This window comes from Pantoea sp. Fr-CA_6 (assembly GCF_024520895.1).
Taxonomy (GTDB): Bacteria; Pseudomonadota; Gammaproteobacteria; order Enterobacterales; family Enterobacteriaceae; genus Pantoea; species Pantoea agglomerans.
Map to the genome: position 1 here is coordinate 539,329 of NZ_JALNPO010000002.1, position 20,153 is coordinate 559,481.

The window sequence follows — 20,153 nt, forward strand, 5'->3', positions numbered from 1 at the left end:
TTCATATGATTTAGTTGCGTGACTATCGGGAAAGTGATTTAACTGATTAAAATAGAGTCAGTGTTGAGCATTACGCCATAAATAGTGATCTCCGCCACGTATTGCGGTCAGACAGCAGAGTAAGTAAAGGCGACTTTTACGGACGCGCTGTCCTGGATCAGGTATTCGCAGTCAGATAAGTCGATAAACCACAGCAGCATGTGAATCGACGGGCACAGAGCATGGTCGGGCAGGGGAGACCAGAAAAGGTTTATTAAACAGCACATCGTTACGCTTACAGGGCTGCCACTGAAAACCGGGACAGGTCTTTCACCGGCAAGCGCGTGGCGCGGGCAGCATGCCGGTTAGCAGCCTCAACAGACGCCACAGGGGCTGAGGGATCGTCTGACGAAACCGGTCCTGATGCTGCAAAGAGAGTGCCGGGCTTATTTCCTGATAAAAAATATGTCAGAAATTTGTCACTGCCGCTTCGCTTATAACGGAGTAATTAACGCCTTGTTTACTCGTTATTTACCCAACAATCAGCATCGCGATTCAATATTTTCAGCAGACGTTTCGGGTCTGAGATAAAATTGCACTGGAGGTCAGGGATTGAAATCCTATCAGAAAAATCTTATTCTCCTGGGGTGATTGAAATTGCTGTGATCGGCCTCACCTTGTAAAGGCAGGAACACTTTTTCACTCCGCTCCAACGGTGAAAGGTTAAATGCGCTGTAGATCGGGACAGGTTCGTCCTGCACGATAAATTAGTTTTCTTCTGCAAATTTATTTTATCCGATGAATCTGAATGAATATTACCGGAAGGGCGAGTGAAATTAACGCTGAGGCAATATGAGTACTGAAAATTATTTCGCCTGGCGAGCTGAGGCGAAAGAACAATTTCAGGCATTAACGGTTTCTTCTGAATTGAAGCCGTTATTGCAACAATTTATTGAATCATTAGGCTTCGATTATTTTGCCTTTTTGATTCAGCACCCGGTGCCTTTTACCCGACCGCGTATTCATTTACATAGCACCTATCCCAAACTATGGGTTAAACGCTATGAGAAGCAGAATTATTACGCTGTCGATCCGGTGCTCAGGTTGTGTCAGCGACCGGGCAAAGGCATGGCGTGGACGGAGGAACTCTTCGCCGACGCCGGCAATTTGTGGCATGAGGCGAGAGAATATGGGCTGCAGAGCGGATTTTCTTGCTCTGCAATGGCACCAAATCGCGTCATTGGTATATTATCTATATCGTCGCAACAGCCCATTTCTGTCCAGCTCTGCCATGCTGAGCTGGAGGTGAAACTACACCTTTTAGCGGAACTAAGTCTGGATACGCTGGAACGCTTTAGCGATGATGCAATGATGGTACTAAAAAAAGAGTTTAGTCAGCGCGAGCTGGAAATTTTGAAATGGACAGCCGAAGGAAAAACGGCGGTCGAAATTTCACTTATTTTATCCATCTCTGAACATACCGTTAACTTTCACCAAAAAAATATGCAAAAGCGTTTCAATGTTTCCAATAAAACGCAGATTGCCTGCTATGCAGCGGCAATCGGACTGATCTGAACATAAAGCAACGGCTACATTTCGCCGTTACTTTGCACAGGTCTGTTGTCTACCCTGCGCCGGGACTTTGCCAGGCTGGCGCAAAGAAATCATTGCAAACATGGGGATGTCAGAGGCGCATGATGAAAATAGTGCAAACGCAATTAAAGGATATGCCATCCTCTTTGCTTGCCGAACTCGGCAGCTACCGATACAGCGTCTTTGCGCGCGGCGAAGGGTGGTCAATTCCGCCACGTCTGAGCACGCCAGGACAGGAATATGATCGCTACGATCGTTCAGATGTCACCTGGCTGATCGCATGGAATGCGCGGGAGGGCATCAGCGGCTGTGCGCGTCTGATGCCCTGGTTCGAACCTGAACTGAGTGAAGGCATCGTACTGCCTTTCAGCCATGAGAAAGTGTGGGAAATGTCGCGCTTCTCGGCACGGCTGGATGTGGACGCTGAACTGCCACTGAATATTCTCTGGCACGCCGTGCAGCTGGCAGAATTGAACGGTATGGAATACATCATCAGTTCGGCAACGCCGATGCTGGAGAAGATGTTTGAAGAGCATCAGGTGGTGTATGAGCCGCTGACGCCGGGACTTATTCTGTCAGAAGATAATCTGTTTGCGATCCGTATTCCGGTGGTTCAGCCAGCGCTGGCTGAAAAGTATCGGGGAACGCGGCGCTTTAGTCCGGAAGAGGTGCTGCCTACGCTGGGCGTTTCGGTTAACTGGCAGGCGCACAGCTAATTAATTTGCCCCCGCGGCTGTGGGGGCAAGCAAGCTTACTGACGGTAGGCTGTTTTGATCTGCTTAATGGTATTGCTGAATACTTCCGCCTGAGGCTTGTCGCCCAGCGTCTGTACATAGCGTTCCATGTTGATAATCACTTTGCCGGCATCAGCCTGGCCCATACCTTTCAGGATCAGGGTAATCATCATCTTCAGACCCGCGATTTCATCCGCTAATTTCCGGGCTTCCTGCGAAGTTGCAAAATCTTCATCGCTCATGCGTTTCTCCTTGGTGAATGACAATGTGTCGGCAATCTGTCCGAACAGCAGTGCGTGAGTATATCACAGGGTCAGTAAGTTGCTGGAGCAGCCGGTTCGCTTCGCTATAAACAGCTGGTTTGTCCAGTACAACTAATCAATCGCTGAAAGTAATTACAGGTGTTGCCGGGCCAGAAATCGCAAGGGCCTGCAGCGATAAGGCACAGCAAAGTCTGGTGTTAATACCATGAAATAGTAAGAGTTTAAGGATTATTCAGTACGCCTGTCGGTTGTAAGAAATCTCTGTTATTGCTGGCTGCACGGGGCTGGAAATCGTTATGCGAAGCGTCGACTGTTTTGCTTTGTTGATGTGCTTTTGAGGTAAAAGCGGGTATGATTATCGCCTGTATTCGTTAATTGATTCCTCTTTTTTTAGCCTCTGGAGTTTCCCCGTTGATCAGTGTGCTTCTTGTTGATGACCATGAACTTGTCCGTGCCGGAATCCGTCGCATCCTTGAGGATGTCAAAGGTCTGGCCGTGGTCGGAGAGGTCAACTGTGGCGAGGATGCCGCTAAGTGGTGCCGTGCCAATCAGGTTGATGTGATCCTCATGGATATGAACATGCCGGGCATCGGTGGACTGGAGGCGACGCGCAAAATCGTGCGTTACAATCCCGATATCAAAATCATCATGCTGACCATTCACACGGAAAATCCGCTGCCTGCGAAAGTGATGCAGGCGGGGGCTGCAGGCTACCTCAGTAAAGGGGCTGCGCCGCAGGAGGTGATCAATGCGATTCGCTCGGTCAATGCCGGACAGCGCTACATCGCTTCAGATATCGCTCAGCAGATGGCGCTGAGCCAGATTGAGCCACAAAAAGCGGAATCCCCCTTCAGCTGTTTGTCGGAAAGGGAATTGCAGATTATGCTGATGATCACCCGTGGACAAAAGGTGACGGAAATTTCCGAGCAGTTAAATCTCAGTCCTAAAACCGTTAACAGTTACCGCTACCGGATGTTCAGCAAGCTGAATATCAGTGGCGATGTAGAGTTAACGCATCTGGCCATTCGACATGGCCTCTATAATGCGGAGCCGTTAATCAGTAGTGAATGACGTTTTTGATTCCAAAGCCTTTCTGAGTACGGTAACCAGCAAGCCCGGTGTTTACCGCATGTATGACGCCTCAGGCACCGTCATCTATGTGGGCAAAGCCAAAGACCTGAAGAAGCGTCTGACCAGCTACTTCCGCACTCAGGTCGGCAGTCGCAAAACCGAAGCGCTGGTTAGTAATATCCAGCACATCGATGTCACCGTAACCCACACCGAAACCGAAGCGCTGCTGCTTGAGCATAACTACATCAAGCTCTATCAGCCGCGCTACAACGTGCTGCTGCGCGACGATAAATCTTACCCCTACATCTTTCTTAGCAGCGATACCCATCCGCGACTGGCGATGCACCGTGGTGCAAAGCATGCCAAAGGCGAATACTTTGGCCCGTTCCCCAACGGCTATGCGGTGCGTGAAACGCTGGGGCTGCTGCAAAAAGTTTTCCCTATCCGCCAGTGCGAAAACAGCGTCTACCGCAATCGCTCCCGGCCCTGTCTGCAATATCAGATTGGTCGCTGTCTGGGTCCCTGTGTCGCGGGACTGGTCAGTGAGGAGGAGTATGCGCAGCAGACCGATTACGTGCGTCTGTTCCTTGCGGGTAAAGACGATCAGGTTCTCAACCAGCTGGTCAAACGGATGGAAGAGGCGAGCACGGGCCTGCGTTTCGAAGAGGCGGCACGCCTGCGCGATCAGATTCAGGCTGTGCGACGGATCACCGAAAAGCAGTTTGTCTCGAATCAGGGTGATGACCTTGATGTGATGGGTGTGGCTTATGAAGCGGGCATGGCCTGTCTCCACGTGCTGTTTATCCGTCAGGGCAAAGTGTTAGGCAGCCGCAGCTACTTCCCGAAAGTGCCCGTCGATACCGATCTGGCTGAGGTCGTTCAGACCTTTGTCGGGCAGTTCTACCTGCAGGGCAGTGAGGCACGTACGCTGCCTGGCGATATTCTGCTGGACTTTACCTTGCCAGAGCGTGAACTGCTGGCTGAGTCGCTCAGTGAGCTGGCCGGGCGTCGGGTGAGTATCCAGAGCAAGCCGCGCGGGGATCGCGCCCGTTATCTCAAACTGGCGCGCACCAACGCCGCGACGGCGTTAACCACGCGGCTGTCACAGCACTCCACAATTCATCAGCGGCTGATGGCGCTGGCGGAGTTTCTTGAGCTGGACAAAATTAAACGCATGGAGTGTTTCGATATCAGTCATACCATGGGTGAGCAGACCATCGCCTCCTGCGTAGTGTTCGACCAGAATGGTCCGCTGCGTGCCGATTATCGTCGCTACAACATCAGCGGCATTACGCCGGGTGATGACTACGCCGCCATGAATCAGGTGTTACGCCGCCGTTATGGTAAAGCCATAGAAGAAGATAAGATTCCGGATGTGATTCTGATCGATGGCGGTAAAGGCCAGCTGTCTCAGGCGAAGCAGGTCTTCGCGGAACTGGATGTGCCCTGGGACAAAAGCCGGCCGATTTTACTCGGCGTAGCGAAAGGCAGCGATCGTAAAGCCGGACTGGAAACGCTGTTCTTTGAAGCGGAAGGTGAGGGCGTTTCGCTGCCACCCGATGCACCAGCGCTGCATGTGATCCAGCATATTCGTGATGACGCTCACAATCATGCCATTTCAGGCCACCGTAAAAAACGGGCCAAAGTAAAGAACACCAGCGCACTGGAAAGCATCGAAGGGGTGGGGCCGAAACGGCGTCAGCAACTGCTCAAGTACATGGGGGGCCTGCAACCGCTGATGAACGCGTCAGTGGAGGAGATCGCCAATATACCCGGTATCTCACATGCTCTGGCAGAAAAAATATACTACTCGTTGAAACACTAGCATTGAAACGGGGGGGGCAATGTAGGAACATAGGCTAAATTCTACCTATATCCAGACAGTTACCGGCATATGCAATTAAACATCCCGACGTGTCTCACCCTGTTTCGAGTCGTGCTCATCCCGTTCTTTGTGCTGGCTTTCTATCTGCCGTTCACCTGGGCGCCGCTGGCGACTGCACTGATTTTTGTTTTTGCTGCCATCACCGACTGGTTTGATGGCTTTCTGGCGCGCCGCTGGAAGCAGACAACACGCTTTGGTGCGTTTCTCGATCCGGTAGCGGATAAAGTGATGGTGGCCATTGCGCTGGTGCTGGTGGCGGAATATTTCCACGCCTGGTGGATTACGCTGCCCGCCGCCACCATGATTGCACGCGAGATCATTATCTCTGCGCTGCGTGAATGGATGGCGGAGATTGGTAAACGCAGCAGCGTGTCGGTTTCCTGGATTGGTAAAGTGAAAACCACTGCCCAGATGTTCTCACTGTTTGCCTTGCTGTGGCGTCCTGATGCCACCGTCGTGGCGATTGGTGTGGTGGCGTTATACATTGCTGCCGTGCTGACTTTCTGGTCTATGTTCCAGTATTTAAGCGCCGCGCGCGGCGATCTGCTCGAACCGTGATCGATACGATTTAAAAAGCAGCAAACGGACGCGCTGTGAGGATAATTTTATTGACTCATTGCGTCATCTAAGTAGAATGCATCGCATCGAACGGCAGCCAGGCTGCCAGAAGATAAATAAAATCAGCAGGTTCGACGAAATTGCTGAATTGCGGGAATAGCTCAGTTGGTAGAGCACGACCTTGCCAAGGTCGGGGTCGCGAGTTCGAGTCTCGTTTCCCGCTCCAGATTCGCAGGTCAGGTTAACCTGACGGCACATCAGTTTAAGGCGCGTTGGCAGAGTGGCTATGCAGCGGATTGCAAATCCGTGTACCTCGGTTCGACTCCGGGACGCGCCTCCAGTTACACCCTGCCCGGGTGGTGAAATCGGTAGACACAAGGGATTTAAAATCCCTCGGCTGTAAGGCTGTGCGGGTTCAAGTCCCGCCCCGGGCACCATATTTCTGCCGAAGAAAATCTAATAAAATAAAAGCAATATGCAGTAATGTCGTAACCGCCCAAGGGCGGTTTTTTTGTGCCTGCTATCTGGCGGATATGGCGACTGCAACCTCTGTTTAGCGGTATAAGCCGGCATCAGCCCCGGGAGCTGAACACCAGCTCATCATCAGTGTCACTCACCAGCACCATCCGTTGCGCCTCACCACTGGAAGAGACAAAGGTCACTTCATGGCCGATGCTGATATCATCAAAGGCGTCGGTGGGCTGTGACTGCTTCCGGATCTCCAGTACCATCCGCGAGGGGTAGGGTTTATCATTGACCGTATCAATATGATAATTGGCGGTAAAATTCAGTTCGGGTTGATCAACCACGTAAAATTGTCCTGACGGCATAGTCTTGACCTCTGCGTAATGTTGGCCATAAGTCCCGGTCGGAACAGGCTGCCTGAAACTTAAGGTTAGCTGAATAATCAATGCCTACAGGCGGCGGCACCTCTTTTTTGATTTCATACGACGGTTGCAAAAATACCTGCCGCTTGCGCTTGCCTGGTCAGAGAGTCGTACTACGCTTCTTGTTCACATAGCGCGGCTTTTCCAGGCACGCCATTCGGGCATGGTATAAAGGTATTACTGCAACTCTTAACGGGTTGACGATGCGGGTTCAACTCCTGCTGCCCGGTCCCTCTCCTGCATCTACGTTCATCTACGTTAACGCCAGCCTTATCCCTTTTGGGTTTCTGCCGATCTATCCCAATTACATCCGATTTCACTCATTTTTGCGGCCTGTGTCGAACTCTGTAACCTGTTGAAACGTCGTGGTTTACCGTATTGTGGTGGCTATTGTTTGCCGTCGCAGAGAATTAATGCCAATGATTACACCTTTCACACCTGACTTAACTGAACCGGCGGCCCCCCCGGTTATCGGTGTTGTCGCCAGCCAGTTGCTCAATCCGTATCAACAAAAAATGCTGGACGAAGTGATGCGCCAGCTTAACGCGCGCGGTCTTATCTCGGTGCTACTGAGTGCCGAAACCGACGTCACACTAACCGCACTCATCCGGCAGGCTACACCACTCGGGCTGCGTGGTTTGCTGTTACTCCCCGGTAACCGCGTTACTGATGCCTGCCATTTGCCGGTGCTTCAGATTGACGCTGAGCCTGAACTGCAGGCGGATGCACTGCGGGCGGGTGAGGTGACAGCGGAATTATTGCTTAAACAGGGGCATCAGCGGTTTGGCTTTATGCAGGCTCAGCCAGGCGAACTGGCGCAAAAACAGGGCTATCGCGCCGCCCTGCTGGCGGCGGGCATGGCGCTGAACGCCGAACTGACTGTGGGGAGTGATGATCGCGACTGCGCTTATCAGGCGATGATGTCTTACCTGAAAAAGACACGTGCTGCTGAGCGTATCCAGGCACTCTTCTGTGAAAGCGATCTGATGGCCTTTGGTGCAATGCAGGCGATTCGGGATTTTGGTCAGGGTATTCATCTGGCAGTGGCAGGTTTTGGCGATAGTGAAGAAGCCCGCAGCTCAACCTGGCATCTTACCAGCTGGTCACCTGATATCCGGCAGATCGCTGGTCGCGCGCTGGATCGCTGGCTGGGACAGCAGGCAGGCAACAGCAGTGCTGAAGAGCAGGGGCAATTACAGCGGCGTCACTCTCACGCAGGCAAAGTGCTGCCGGGTGAGATGTCAGCCTGCGGCTGCGCCTTCCGGCATTAACCAGCCCGCAACGCAGGCTGGCAGAATAATGTCAGGCCTGCGGTTGTCCTGCCGGGCCGCTGCCGCCGGGTGCGCCCACCGGCTGCTGCCCGCCAGGTGGAGGCGGTGGCGGGGCATCTCTGCCCGGTGGCGGCGGTGCACAGGCCGTAAGCGTGGCGAGGATAGCCAGTGTGGATAACAGATAAGCAGTACGTTTCATCGTAATTCCCCGATCAGGTAAGCGGAACGTTGAGTATAGAGAATTGCAACAAAACCGCCCGGACAGGGCTAAATCATCAACACGCATGGCAAATTGTCGACGATTATTTGAGACGCCTCGCAACTCGTGCATGCTGGCAATGCGTTTCAGGCTGGAGCGCGCTAAGGTAGCGCTTCATTTAAGAGGAGTCGTTATGAATGGCATGATGAAGTTCGTCCGCGGGTGGCTGGTGTTCTCTGTACTGTGGGGCGTATTCATGTGGTTTATGTCATGGCATCAGCAGGGCAAAGAGCCTGGTCTGGCGATTCTGACAAGTCTCTACGCCGGTTTAATCTACCAGGCGCTGATTACCATGGTTGGCCGCTACCGCGCGCGGCGGCAACAGGCTGAGTGAGTTCTGCTGCCGGAGAGGCAGCAGAACTGGGTTTTTAGCCGAAATTACCGGTCAGGCGCTGATGGAAGTCCGTGCTGCGTGGGTCCAGCCCCTCAATGGTCACCTCTGCACCATAACGCTGATAGCGATACTCAATGCCATCCAGCGCCGCGACGCTGGACGCATCCCAGATTTGCGCGTGCGTTAAATCGATAGTGACCTTTTTAGGGTCGTGGGCATAATCGAAATGCTCAAACAGATCGTTGCTGCTGGCGAAAAACAGCGGGCCGCGCACCACATAGCGCACCGACTCGCCATTTTCGCTCAGCTGACGCTCCGCATGAATAACGTGCGCAATACGGCGGGCAAACAGCAGCATAGCCAGGATTACCCCAGCCAGAACGCCCAGTGCCAGATTACCTGTCCAGACAGTCACCGCTACCGTCAGCACCATAATCAGCGTCTCTGACCACGGCATACGTTTCAGGGTAGCGGGTTGCAGGCTATGCCAGTTAACGGTTTTCACGGCCACTACCATCATGATCCCGGCCAGTACCACCATCGGGATTTGCGCCATAATCCGGCTCAGTCCGGTCACCAGTAACAGCAGCACCAGACCGGCGGCCACGGTGGAAACCCGGCTGCGCGCCCGGCCCAGTTCAACATTGACGATGGTCTGACCTATCATCGCGCACCCGGCGATACCACCATAAAAACCCGCCAGAATATTCGCCACGCCCAGGCCCCAGGATTCACGACGCTTACTGGAGGGGGTATCGGTCAGGTCATCGACCAGTTTGGCGGTCAGCAGCGACTCCATCAGCCCGACAAAGGCGATGCTCAGGGCCGTGGGCCAGATAATCTGCAGGGTCTGCAGGTTAAGTGGCACCAGCAGGCTGTTAAAACCGGGCAGACCGGGACTCATCGGCCCTTCATCGCCCACGTTCGGCATGCGATAGCCCATTAGCAGCGCGACGGCAGTCACTACCACAATGGCAACCAGCGGTGAAGGAACACTTTTTATCAGACGCGGCAACAACAGCACGATAGCCAGTGTGACGGCAAAGAAGATCCACACCAGTGATGACTGTCCCCAGACGTGCGGCACCTGAGCAAAGAAAATCAGCACCCCGAGCGCATTCACAAATCCCAACATCACCGAACGGGGAATATAACGCATCATGCGCGCCAGACCGGCCACACCAAACAGAATCTGAATGACGCCGCCCATCACCACCGCAGGCAGAATATATTCAACGCCGTGCAGATGGACCATCGGCCCGATAACCAGCGCCACTGAACCCGCAGCCGCTGTTACCATCGCCGGACGTCCGCCCAGTATCGACAGGGTCAGGCAGAGCACCACGGAGGCGACGAGGCTGACTTTAGGGTCTACACCGGCAATAACGGAAAAGGAGATCACTTCAGGGATCAGCGCCAGCGCGGTAATCACCCCGGCCAGGCATTCGCGGGTCAGCAGCGCAGGCGAACGCAGAACGCGCCCTACGCTGATATCGCCCGCCACAACGTCGGTTGCGGCAATATCATTGGTTTGAGTCATAAAGGATTGCAGGCTCTTTAGTTATTTTGCTCCCGCGCGAGGGGCGGGAAGATCAGGATAAACAGTGAGGGGCAGATAGTACCGGGCGACTGGCGAAGATACCAGAAAAAGGCGGATGACTCCTTCCGTGGAGTCGATGCTACAGTGAAAAATCGTCCGGGGTTTTATGGACCACCAGTTCAAGCAGCTGTCGGTAGATATCCAGCAATTCCCTGTCGCTTTCCAGCTCCAGCCGATGAATAAGCTTTGAGATAATCGCTTTATTGTTCACTGGCATGCCTGACTGCAAAATTTCTGCAACCAGGATACCCAGCATCTCCATCTCGCTGGCGGGTTTATTGGCGGCAGGATTAAAATAATCAGCAATTTCCTGATTGGTCCGGGGAAGAATATATTGCATGTGTAAGCCCTTCAGAACAGCCCGATTCCGGTTCGGATGTCAGGACAAAAGCGATCAAAAAAACCACCGCATGGACAGATGCGATGGTACCAGTGTCACAAATTGAACAGAAAAATAACCTCTGAAGGTGGAAATCCACTGACACCTTCAGAGGCGACGCAAGTGCATCATTCGTTACAGAGTCGCATGACAACTCGTGGCAGTAAACTTATACAATGAAGCCCAATCTGTACAATCGGATTCTTTAACAAAGTGTGCTATTTGACACTTATCAGCAGCTTATAAGGACTATTCCGAAACGAAAGCTGTACAAGTAACCTGTACAAACGGCGGGGCCGAGGGGCGGGAGGGGAAAAACAGGAAGCCATGACCAGCTTCCCGCAAAAAGATTAGCTGAATAGCGCCAGTTTTGCCGTCAGCTTTCGCAGGGCTTTTTTATCGCCGACGATGGCGACGCCCAGCAGGCGCCACTGCTGACGCGGTTGCTGTCGCAGGACGGCGCTCAGCGCCTGATAATCGGTAGTGGTCTGGCCCTCTTCCGGAAACAGCACCAGATCGTATTCAGCCTGTTCGCACTGTTCCCGCAAGGCACTGAGCTGTTCATCAGTCGCGGCCAGCACCGGAATCCCGGTAGTGATCAAACCGGGAGAAGGGCGCCTGTCAGCATCCTCCAGGGTGTCGCCAACCAGCGCCGGATGTCGCTGTCCCAGGGTTAATGCCATCACGGCGGCAGCATTGGTGGCTTTGCCAGGCGGCAGAGCGGCATTGAGTATCATTACACAGCGTGGGTCTTGCATTGCGCTTCTCCTGACTAAAAAAACGCATTGTGGCAAGTGGCTTAACCCAGGTCTGGAAGATTTGTGCAGGCGTGCTGATAACGGGAAGGGGTAAGCTGGCAGGCGCGTTTGAACCAGCGGCCCAGGTGACTCTGATCGGCGAAACCCAGCGCGGCTGCCACATCGGCGACGGGCTGGCCCTGCGCCAGCTGACGACGCGCCTGGCTCAGCCGCCACTGCACCAGCCAGGCGTGGGGCGGCAAACCCCAGTGAGCCCGGAACAGACGCGATAACCGGAAGCGATCCACCTGCAGATGCTGCGCCATCTGCTCCAGACCGGGATTATCCGCATGATGGGCAATCAGCCAGTCACGCGACTGCAGTGCCAGCCGGGCATCTTTATCCGGGGGCTGAGCGGGCAGTGACCACTGCCGGTGCGGGATGAGCTGCCCAAACATCCGGTCCAGCGCCGCCTCTTTGATGATGTCGGGATGGTTGTGCCACAAGGCATCAAACGCATGCCAGACGGCATAAGCCAGTGGACGCTCGTCGCGCAGCGTGGCGGCAAAACGTAGCTCACGCAGTGAGGGTTTATCAGCCAGCATCGGAGCCAGGTGCTGCGCAATCTGCTGCGGCGAAAGATAGAGCATCCGGTAGGTAAAACCGCTTTCGTTGATGGCATCACCATCATGCAGCTCCTCCGGCTCCAGCATAAAGACCGTGCCTGGTCGGCTCTGATGCTGTTTGCGCCGTGAATGAAACTGCTGTACACCTTGCTCGGTCACGCCAATCAGATAACTGTCGTGCCAGTGAGGATCATAGGCGTGTCCGGTAAAATGGGCGCGTAGCGCCTCAATACCGCTGACGGCGTCACGGCGCAGATCGACCCAGTTTGCTGATGCCTGTTTCATGTTATCCGGCTCCCGGTTGCGGCCTCTGGACATTCTGCCGCGATCCACTAATTTTTAACAGACCGGACGCTTTTCATTGGCGTTTCGCTTTGCGTATAATAACGCCACCACTCAATTAGAACTCTTACTATTAGGCTGCTAACATTTGTCTCAGCACACGCGTACCTTTACCCACTTATTGCATCTGACCGCACATGCCTGGCGCCTGGCGGTGGATCGTCATCTTAAAGATAGCGGCTTAAGCATGAGCAGCTGGATGGCCATCGGGCTGATTGCCAGTGAGCCGCAACGCATGACCCAGACCGAGCTGGCACAGCTGCTGGGGCTGGAAGATGCCAGCATGGTACCGCTGGTGGATAGGCTGGTGAAACAGTCACTGCTGATGCGGGTACAGCCGCCAGAAGATAGACGTAAGCGTCACCTGGTGCTGACTGATAAGGGTAACGAAGCGTTCGCCAAAGTGAAAACCGAGGCTGACGCACTCCGTACTGAAATGCTGGCCGATATTGACCCTCAGGATCTGGCCGTGACCGAGCGCGTATTGCAACAACTCCTGAGCCGCATGGGAAGTATGTAGCAGTGGCAAAGCGAAATCCCTACGCTGCACGCGAGTGGTTGCCGCACGAAAAACCGATGCTGCCGGGATCGCCCTCGACGCCGCTGCATCCGATGCCAAAACGCCTGGCGTTTGGCCTGATCGGTTTACTTATCTCGCTGACCGGTGCGCTGAGTAACGCGCTGGTCACGGCGAATCTGGTCAACCTGCAGGGTACCTTTGGTGCCTGGTCGAATGAGATTGCCTGGCTGCCCGCGGTCTACGTGATGGGAAATATCTCTATTAACCTGCTGCTGGTGAAATTCCGCCAGCAGTTTGGCCTGCGTGTCTTTACCGAGGCGTTTCTGGTGCTATATGTACTGGTGGCGTTTTTCCATCTCTTCGCCAACGATCTCAGTTCGGCAATCATTGTGCGCACCGCTCACGGTATGGTGGCGGCGGCGCTCAGCTCTCTGGGCATCTACTATCAGGTACAGGCCTGGCCTGCGAAACATCGCCTGAAAGCGCTGGTGATTGGCCTGACGGTATCGCAACTGGCTATCCCGCTGGCCCGCTTATTCTCTTCGGAATTACTGCAGCTCAACGAGTGGCGCGGCCTCTATCTGTTTGAACTCGGCCTGGCGCTGATTGCGCTGGGCGGGGTACTGCTGGTGAAACTGCCACCGGGCGATCGCATCAAAACCTTTGAAAAGATGGATTTCGTCACCTTTATCCTGCTGGCACCCGGTATGGCGCTGCTGTGCGGCGTACTGACGCTGGGCCGTATTGAGTGGTGGTTTACCACGCCCTGGCTCGGTATTTGTACCGCGATCGCCCTGACGCTGATTGTCGCTGCGATCGTCATTGAGCATAACCGGCGCAACCCGCTGATCAATACCCGCTGGCTAAGCAGCGGCATGATGGTGCGGCTGGGCATTGTGATGATCATGATCCGTATCGTACTGGCGGAACAGAACACCGGCGCAATCGGCTTTCTGCAGCAGATTGGCTTGCAGAACGATCAGATGCGCGGTCTGGCGCTGGCGATCATGGCCGGGGTTATTGCGGGCATCGCCGCCAGTGCGCTGACCATCAAGCCCAATCATCTCAACTGGCCGATTGTCACCTCGCTGGTGGTGATGATTATCGCCTCGCTGATGGATGCGCAATCCAGTCCACTGACCCGCGCCAGCAATATGTATTTCAGTCAGTTTCTGCTGGGCTTCAGCAGCGCCTTTTTCATGGCGCCCGCGATGCTGATGGGCATTGGCAGCGTGGTGACTCAGCCGAAAAATCTGGTGAGCTTTGTGGTGCTGTTTGGCATGAGTCAGAACCTCGGCGGGCTGATCGGCTCGGCTATTCTTGGCACGTTTCAGGTCTGGCGGGAAAAATATCACTCCAGCCTGCTGGGCGATCAGCTCTCACTGCTCGATCCCAACGTCACCGAACGGCTCAGCCAGTATAATGCGCTGTTTAATTCGCTGGTAGGTGACGACGTTCTGCGCGGCGCGCAGAGCACCAGCCAGTTACAGGTAATCGCCACGCTGCAGGCCAACGTGCTCGCTTATAACGACACCTACCTGTTAACCGCTGCGCTGGCACTGGTCACCCTGATGTGGGTGATCTGGCGTTTGACCCGTCGTCGATATCTTGACTGGCGTCAGGCGCAATTTAACCTGCGTGAGCAGCAACAGCTGGCCGCATTACAGGAATCAACGGAGAAACAATGAGTCAGCAGGATGAGCTTCAGGCGGCGGAACGCGAACGCGCGAATCGCCGCCGTATTCTTTCTATCGCCGCAGGCAGCGGCATTGTGGTGATTGGTGTACTGGTTATTCTTTATGCCTGGCAACTCTGGCCCTTCACCAGCGCAATACAAAGCACCGAGAATGCCTATGTGCGCGGTCAGGTGACCTTTATCAGCCCGCAGGTTAATGGCTATCTCACCTCAGTCGAGGTGATCGATCTGCAGCCCGTGAAAAAAGGGCAGTTGCTGATGACGATTGACGACCGTATCTATCGCCAGCGGGTGCATCAGGCGCAGGCGCAGCTGGCGATGAAGCAGGCGGCGCTGAACAATAACCTGCAGCAGCGTCGCAGCGCAGAAGCGACCATCCAGAGCAATAAAGCGGCACTGGAGAATGCCAAAGCACAGGCGCTGAAAAGCGGCTTCGATCTGAAGCGTGTCGAAAATCTCACGGCGGATGGATCCCTGTCAGTGCGTGAGCGCGACGCCGCCCGGGCCGCAGACGCCCAGGCGCAGGCACAGGTTCGTCAGGCTGCGGCGCAGATCGCCGTTGCCCAGCAGAATCTGCAAACTGTCATCGTTAACCGTGACGCGCTGAAAGGCGATGTCGACAGCGCCCGCGCCGCGCTGGAACTGGCGGAGATCGATCTGGCGAATACCCGGATTACCGCGCCCGATGATGGCCAGCTCGGCCAGCTGGCGGTGCGCACCGGCGCCTATGTCACGGCAGGTACGCGCCTGACCTCGGTGGTGCCTAATCACAAATGGATTATCGCGAATCTGAAAGAGACCCAGCTGGCAAATATTCGTCCTGGCCTGCCGGTGACGATTCGGGTCGATGCGCTGGATGGCAAACGCTTTACGGGTCAGGTTGAATTTATCTCTCCGGCCGCAGGCTCAGAGTTCAGCGCGATTTCGCCCGACAACGCCACCGGTAACTTCGTTAAAATTGCGCAGCGCATTCCGGTTCGCATCCGCATCAATGACCAGGATATGCATCAGTTACGCCCGGGTATGTCGGTCGAAGTCAACATCGACACCGCCGCACAACCCGCCGGTGAGGGCGCGCCATGATGCGGCGCGGCTTAATGGTAAGCGCACTGGCACTCCTTCTGACCGGCTGCGCCACGCAGGTTGAAAAGGCACCGGCCTCTCTGCCGATCCCCGACGCCTGGCGCAATAGTGTCGGGCCATCTGCTGCGCCGGAGGCGGAGTGGTGGCGCGCTTTTCATGATGAAAATCTCAACCGGCTGGTGACGCAGGCGCTGCGCAATAACCCCGATATCCTCACGGCGCGATCCCGGGTTGACCAGTATCGCGCCCAGCTGCGCGCCACGCAGGGCGATAACTTTCCGACCCTGAGCGCCGGTGTGGCCGCGACCCGGGAGCGTACGCTCTCGTCAGTGACGGGCCAGCCCTATGAAACCGATATTTTTCAGGGCTTATTACAGGCGAACTACGAGGTCGATCTCTGGGGAGCACGCAGCAGCAGCATCACCGCATCGCAGGCGAGTTTAGCGGCGCAGCAGGCCGCTGCGTCTGCCGCCGAGCTGACCATCGCCAGTTCGGTGGCGTCAGGTTATCTCAACCTGTGCGCGCTGGATGAGCAGTTGCGGGTCACGGAGGCAACGCTGGCGACCCGCAACAATTCGCTGAAGCTGGCACAGCGTCAGTTTGAAACCGGCTACACCTCCAGGCTGGAGTGGATGCAGGCCGCCTCGGAATATCAGTCGGCCAAAGCGCAGATGCCTCAGTTGCAGCACCAGATCACCCAGCAGGAGAATGCGCTGAGCCTTCTGGTGGGTATGAACCCGCGCAGCATCGCCCGTCGTCAGCAGTTTGACCAGATTTCACCGCAGCGGATGCCGTCACTGCTGCCATCCGAGCTGCTCAATCGCCGTCCGGATATTGTGCAGGCTCAGCGTCAGTTACTGGCCGCAGATGCCAGCCTGGCATCATCGCGCGCTAAGCTGCTGCCTGGGCTTAACCTCACCGCGACCGGCACTCTGCAGAGTTCGGTGCTGCACCAGCTCGCGGATGATCCGTTCCGGCTGTGGAGCGTGGGCGGCAGCATCCTGGCACCGCTGCTGAACCGTGAAGCGCTGACGGCGCAGGTGGATGTCTCAATGGCGACGCGAAATCAGGCACTTTATGGCTATGAAAAAGTGGTGCGCAACGCCTTCTCGGAAGTTAACGATGCAATAGACGCTATCAGGCAGCGTGAGGCACAACTTCAGGAGCTGCAAAAGCAGGAAGCCTATGTGACGGAAGCGCTGCGCATTGCCCGCAATCGCTATCAGAACGGCTACGCCTCCTATCTGGATGAACTGGATGCGCAGCGCACCCTGTTTTCAACGCAGCTGAATCGGGTGACTGTCAAAAATAACCTGCTGCTGGCGCAGATCGATCTCTACCGCGCGCTGGGCGGTGGCTGGACACCCGCCTCCACACAGTAATCCCCAGACCGATCCAGCCGCAGCCAGAGTTTCTGCGGCCGGGATCGGCCTCTGCGCTGTCGCGGCGACTGCGTATATTCCCCGCTTTAATCCCCCAAATAACCCCCTAAAACCCATGCATACTTCTGCTTACCTGTCTTTACATTCGGTGGTATCATGCGCGGGTTTTAAGCCAGCCAGACGGAAAAGCGCACTGAAAGCTTAGCCTGCGCGAGACGGATTATCCGTTTAACTTACTGATATAAAAATAAAAGAAGGGATTCATCATGAATAAAAAAACTTTTTGCACGCTGGCCGTGGTCGCTGCGTTATTAACCGGCTGCGCGCGCACTGCGCCGATTCATAACGTGAATCAAACGCTCACTCAGCGTTACAGCGACAACCAGATGAAACTGGCGATCATTGAAGCGGGTATTGGCCGGAAATGGGTGATGACTCCCGTTTCGCCTGGCGTGATCAATGGTCGTCTGGCCCAGCGTGATTTCGTGGCGACTATTCGCATCACGTATACCAGCCAGAACTACCGCATCGATTATGTCAGCAGTGAGAACCTGAAAGCGGAGCAGGGCGAGATCCACAATAACTACAACCGCTGGATTGCCAATCTCGATCAGGATATTCAGTTACGACTCTCTGCTCTTGCCGCTCAGTAATGCGTACGCTGTCGCAATGATGTGTCGACAGCCGATCAAAGCATAAAGATCTCCGGCAGCCGGCCGACAAATCAGATGAGCTGCTATTGCTGAACCACTGAGTAACCCTCTACCGTGAAGGCCTGATGCGGAATCGGCAGAGGGTTTCCCGGACGCACTTTTTTTGCAGAGGGCCGGGATGACGCCCCGATGAACGCCGACGCCACACATATGACAAAAAGAGTGTTGAGATGAGACTCGCTTACTCACTGGTCGACTGGCAGGCTCTGGCTCCGGGATTACACGGGTGCGAGGGCTGGCAGCACTGGGCGCAACAGGGCACCGTCATAGACCCTAAAGAGGCGATGGCAAAGCCGCAATTTTTACCGATGATGACAGCACGTCGTCTGAGCGGCGGCAGTCGTGCGGCGGTAGAGTGTGGGCTGGCGCTGCTTGCGCGTCAGCAGGTTGACGCTATCGTGTTCACCAGTCGTCACGGTGAACTGGAACGTAATCTGCGTATCCTCACTACGCTGGCCGATCAGCAGTCAATGTCACCCACGGATTTTGCCATGTCGGTTCACAATTCGGCGGTCGGCAGCCTGACCATTGCAGCCAAAGCACCACTGGTCTCCACCTCAATCGCCGCCGGAGTCGACTCGTTTCAGCAGGGATTGATCGAAGTCAGCGCGCTGCATCAGGCGGGTTATCAGCAGGTACTGCTGGTCGATTTCGACGGCATCGTGCCTGACTACTATCTGCCGTGGCTGCCGGAACAGCGTGTGAACTTTCCCTATGCGGTGGCGCTGCTGCTGCGCCCGGGCGACCAGCTGTACTGCACTGGCCGTGCTGGCAGAGATGAGAGGGCAGAAACAGGGTTACCGCAGAGCCTGCGCTTTCTGCAGCAGTGGCTGGCGGAATCGCCCACCTTCAGCCTGCCGGGCGAACGCCTGACATGGCACTGGGAGAGACATCATGGCTGATTGTTCACAACCGGCGCACTACACCGGCAGCCGTATGAACTATTGCTGGCGGCTGGTGATGACGGCGGTGAGTTTTACGCTGTTTGGCATAGGCGGGCTGCTGCTGTCGCTGATTGGCTTCAACCTGCTGCTGCTGGTACAGCGCGATTCGCTGCGCCGCCGCCTCCTGGCCCGACGCGCTATCGCCTTTAGCTTCCGTTGCTTTCTGCGATTCTGCCGGATGACCGGGGTCTATGACTACCGGATTGAAGGCGCAGAGCTGCTGCAACAGGATCGCGGATGCCTGATTGTCGCCAATCATCCATCACTGATCGACTACGTGATGATCGCTTCGGTACTGCCAGAGATGGATTGTCTGGTTAAAGCCGATCTGCAAAAGAACCCCTTTATGCGGGGGGTGATCCGCGCCGCGGACTATCTGATCAACAGTGAAGCGGAGACGCTGTTGCCGGACAGCCAGCAGCGACTGGCGCGCGGCGACAATATCCTGATCTTTCCGGAAGGCACCCGCACCCGCTACGGTCATCCACTGACTCTGCAGCGCGGGGCAGCCAATATTGCGGTGCGCGCCGGATGCGATCTGCGTGTGGTTCACATCACCTGTAGCCAGCGTATGCTCGATAAACAGAGCCGCTGGTATCAGATTCCGCCGGTTAAACCGCTGTTTACCGTGCGTGTACAAACGCGAATCGACAGTCAGTCGTTTTGTGAAAGTAATCCCGATGCGCAGCCGCTGGCCGCGCGTCGCCTGACCCGCCATTTACAGCAGGCGCTGGTCCCCCAGAACAGGTAAGACGAAAACCGGTATGGATTCATTAATTAACGATATCAAACAGATGATTATCGACACGCTGAACCTTGAAGATCTCAGTCCCGATGATATAGAGACCGACGCTGCACTGTTTGGCGACGGACTGGGGCTGGACTCTATTGATGCACTGGAACTTGGCCTGGCAGTGAAAAATCGCTACGGCGTGGCGCTGTCCGCTGAGAGTGAAACCCTGCGCGCGCACTTTTTCTCTGTTGCGACGCTGGCTGCGTTCGTCAACCAACAGCGCGGCTGAAAGCGGAGACAACCTTATGATGAACAAAGAACAGATCTATCAGGAAGTGGCTTCGCTACTGACCAGCCTGTTTGAAATTGCGCCTGAGGATATCCATCCCGAGGCACGTCTGTATGAAGATCTCGAACTCGACAGCATTGACGCCGTCGATATGGTGGTTCATCTGCAAAAACGTACCGGCCGTAAGATTAAACCGGAAACCTTCCGGGCGGTGCGCACCGTGCAGGATGTGGTGGATGCCGTGGAACAACTGATGCGCGAAGACGCCTGATCCC

23 protein-coding genes and 4 tRNA genes are annotated in these 20,153 nt (G+C 55.2%); 20 read left to right on the plus strand and 7 right to left on the minus strand.

Translation table 11 applies throughout. From position 1 onward, the window contains the following. Positions 1-831 precede the first annotated feature (831 nt). Positions 832-1,554, plus strand: a complete 723-nt coding sequence (sdiA, locus tag NR201_RS05690; protein ID WP_089414392.1) for a transcriptional regulator SdiA — start codon at positions 832-834, stop codon at positions 1,552-1,554. A gap of 122 nt (positions 1,555-1,676) precedes the next feature. Then, on the plus strand, positions 1,677-2,288 hold the full coding sequence (locus NR201_RS05695) for an acyl-homoserine-lactone synthase (RefSeq protein ID WP_029518973.1): 612 nt from the start codon (positions 1,677-1,679) through the stop codon (positions 2,286-2,288). Between the two features lie 35 nt (positions 2,289-2,323). Here the strand turns inward: NR201_RS05695 and NR201_RS05700 are convergent, their stop codons facing one another. Then, positions 2,324-2,548 carry a DUF2594 family protein gene (locus tag NR201_RS05700; RefSeq protein WP_003849983.1) on the minus strand — a complete coding sequence of 75 codons (225 nt, stop codon included), beginning with the start codon at positions 2,546-2,548 and terminating at the stop codon, positions 2,324-2,326. A 432-nt stretch (positions 2,549-2,980) separates the two neighbouring features. Here NR201_RS05700 and uvrY point away from each other — a divergent pair, with 432 nt between their 5' ends. The 6 genes from uvrY (at position 2,981) to NR201_RS05730 (ending at position 6,520) form a co-directional block, all read left to right on the plus strand. Further along, on the plus strand, positions 2,981-3,640 hold the full coding sequence (gene uvrY, locus NR201_RS05705) for a UvrY/SirA/GacA family response regulator transcription factor (RefSeq protein ID WP_010246608.1): 660 nt from the start codon (positions 2,981-2,983) through the stop codon (positions 3,638-3,640). Continuing rightward, the gene (gene uvrC / locus NR201_RS05710) at positions 3,633-5,465 is read left to right on the plus strand and encodes an excinuclease ABC subunit UvrC (protein WP_256849479.1); all 1,833 of its coding nucleotides are present in this window, start codon (positions 3,633-3,635) and stop codon (positions 5,463-5,465) included. Before uvrY ends, uvrC begins: the two co-directional genes overlap by 8 nt. 69 nt (positions 5,466-5,534) lie before the next feature. Next, the gene (gene pgsA / locus NR201_RS05715) at positions 5,535-6,083 is read left to right on the plus strand and encodes a CDP-diacylglycerol--glycerol-3-phosphate 3-phosphatidyltransferase (RefSeq protein ID WP_010246604.1); all 549 of its coding nucleotides are present in this window, start codon (positions 5,535-5,537) and stop codon (positions 6,081-6,083) included. A gap of 150 nt (positions 6,084-6,233) precedes the next feature. Then, positions 6,234-6,309: transfer RNA gene (locus NR201_RS05720), tRNA-Gly, on the plus strand. 40 nt (positions 6,310-6,349) lie between these two features. Beyond that, a tRNA-Cys gene (locus NR201_RS05725) sits at positions 6,350-6,423 on the plus strand. A 10-nt stretch (positions 6,424-6,433) separates the two neighbouring features. Next, positions 6,434-6,520 (plus strand) — tRNA-Leu (locus NR201_RS05730). A gap of 135 nt (positions 6,521-6,655) precedes the next feature. On the opposite strand, the gene NR201_RS05735 is transcribed toward NR201_RS05730, so the two are convergent. Then, the gene (locus tag NR201_RS05735; RefSeq protein WP_223565690.1) at positions 6,656-6,892 is read right to left on the minus strand and encodes a hypothetical protein; all 237 of its coding nucleotides are present in this window, start codon (positions 6,890-6,892) and stop codon (positions 6,656-6,658) included. A 235-nt stretch (positions 6,893-7,127) separates the two neighbouring features. Here NR201_RS05735 and NR201_RS05740 point away from each other — a divergent pair. Next, positions 7,128-7,200: transfer RNA gene (locus NR201_RS05740), tRNA-OTHER, on the plus strand. Between the two features lie 189 nt (positions 7,201-7,389). Then, the gene (locus tag NR201_RS05745; RefSeq protein WP_256849480.1) at positions 7,390-8,241 is read left to right on the plus strand and encodes a substrate-binding domain-containing protein; all 852 of its coding nucleotides are present in this window, start codon (positions 7,390-7,392) and stop codon (positions 8,239-8,241) included. 31 nt (positions 8,242-8,272) lie between these two features. Here NR201_RS05745 and NR201_RS05750 read toward each other — a convergent pair whose 3' ends face one another. Then, a complete protein-coding gene (locus NR201_RS05750; protein WP_010246480.1) occupies positions 8,273-8,440 on the minus strand; it encodes a hypothetical protein in 168 nt (55 codons plus the stop codon). 193 nt (positions 8,441-8,633) lie between these two features. Here NR201_RS05750 and NR201_RS05755 point away from each other — a divergent pair, with 193 nt between their 5' ends. Beyond that, positions 8,634-8,834, plus strand: a complete 201-nt coding sequence (locus NR201_RS05755) for a DUF6404 family protein (RefSeq protein ID WP_010669807.1) — start codon at positions 8,634-8,636, stop codon at positions 8,832-8,834. Positions 8,835-8,868: 34 nt separating this feature from the next. Here the strand turns inward: NR201_RS05755 and NR201_RS05760 are convergent, their stop codons facing one another. From NR201_RS05760 to NR201_RS05775, 4 genes are all read right to left on the minus strand, one after another. Further along, on the minus strand, positions 8,869-10,374 hold the full coding sequence (locus NR201_RS05760; protein ID WP_256849481.1) for a SulP family inorganic anion transporter: 1,506 nt from the start codon (positions 10,372-10,374) through the stop codon (positions 8,869-8,871). 139 nt (positions 10,375-10,513) lie between these two features. Then, positions 10,514-10,774: a biofilm/acid-resistance regulator YmgB/AriR gene (locus tag NR201_RS05765; RefSeq protein WP_010246474.1), complete on the minus strand. Its 261-nt coding sequence runs from the start codon at positions 10,772-10,774 to the stop codon at positions 10,514-10,516. Between the two features lie 389 nt (positions 10,775-11,163). Continuing rightward, complete coding sequence (locus NR201_RS05770; RefSeq protein WP_010669809.1) at positions 11,164-11,571, minus strand: DUF2000 domain-containing protein; 408 nt, start codon at positions 11,569-11,571, stop codon at positions 11,164-11,166. A 41-nt stretch (positions 11,572-11,612) separates the two neighbouring features. Then, positions 11,613-12,461, minus strand: coding sequence for an AraC family transcriptional regulator (locus tag NR201_RS05775; RefSeq protein WP_256849482.1), 849 nt, complete (start codon positions 12,459-12,461; stop codon positions 11,613-11,615). A 145-nt stretch (positions 12,462-12,606) separates the two neighbouring features. Between NR201_RS05775 and NR201_RS05780 the strand changes: the two genes are divergently transcribed. From NR201_RS05780 to NR201_RS05820, 9 genes are all read left to right on the plus strand, one after another. Next, the gene (locus tag NR201_RS05780) at positions 12,607-13,038 is read left to right on the plus strand and encodes a MarR family winged helix-turn-helix transcriptional regulator (RefSeq protein WP_010669811.1); all 432 of its coding nucleotides are present in this window, start codon (positions 12,607-12,609) and stop codon (positions 13,036-13,038) included. Between the two features lie 2 nt (positions 13,039-13,040). Continuing rightward, positions 13,041-14,726, plus strand: a complete 1,686-nt coding sequence (locus NR201_RS05785) for an MFS transporter (RefSeq protein ID WP_029518976.1) — start codon at positions 13,041-13,043, stop codon at positions 14,724-14,726. Beyond that, positions 14,723-15,817: an HlyD family secretion protein gene (locus tag NR201_RS05790; protein ID WP_010669812.1), complete on the plus strand. Its 1,095-nt coding sequence runs from the start codon at positions 14,723-14,725 to the stop codon at positions 15,815-15,817. The genes NR201_RS05785 and NR201_RS05790 overlap by 4 nt, the downstream gene beginning before the upstream one ends. Beyond that, positions 15,814-17,199, plus strand: a complete 1,386-nt coding sequence (locus NR201_RS05795) for an efflux transporter outer membrane subunit (RefSeq protein ID WP_370881057.1) — start codon at positions 15,814-15,816, stop codon at positions 17,197-17,199. Before NR201_RS05790 ends, NR201_RS05795 begins: the two co-directional genes overlap by 4 nt. Before the next feature lie 266 nt (positions 17,200-17,465). After that, a complete protein-coding gene (locus tag NR201_RS05800) occupies positions 17,466-17,852 on the plus strand; it encodes a hypothetical protein (protein WP_256849483.1) in 387 nt (128 codons plus the stop codon). Positions 17,853-18,082: 230 nt separating this feature from the next. Next, positions 18,083-18,814, plus strand: coding sequence for a beta-ketoacyl synthase chain length factor (locus NR201_RS05805; protein WP_256849484.1), 732 nt, complete (start codon positions 18,083-18,085; stop codon positions 18,812-18,814). Continuing rightward, a complete protein-coding gene (locus tag NR201_RS05810) occupies positions 18,807-19,607 on the plus strand; it encodes a 1-acyl-sn-glycerol-3-phosphate acyltransferase (protein ID WP_022625895.1) in 801 nt (266 codons plus the stop codon). Before NR201_RS05805 ends, NR201_RS05810 begins: the two co-directional genes overlap by 8 nt. Before the next feature lie 13 nt (positions 19,608-19,620). Next, on the plus strand, positions 19,621-19,878 hold the full coding sequence (locus tag NR201_RS05815; protein WP_010669816.1) for a phosphopantetheine-binding protein: 258 nt from the start codon (positions 19,621-19,623) through the stop codon (positions 19,876-19,878). Between the two features lie 16 nt (positions 19,879-19,894). After that, on the plus strand, positions 19,895-20,149 hold the full coding sequence (locus tag NR201_RS05820; protein WP_010246453.1) for an acyl carrier protein: 255 nt from the start codon (positions 19,895-19,897) through the stop codon (positions 20,147-20,149). Positions 20,150-20,153 lie beyond the last annotated feature (4 nt).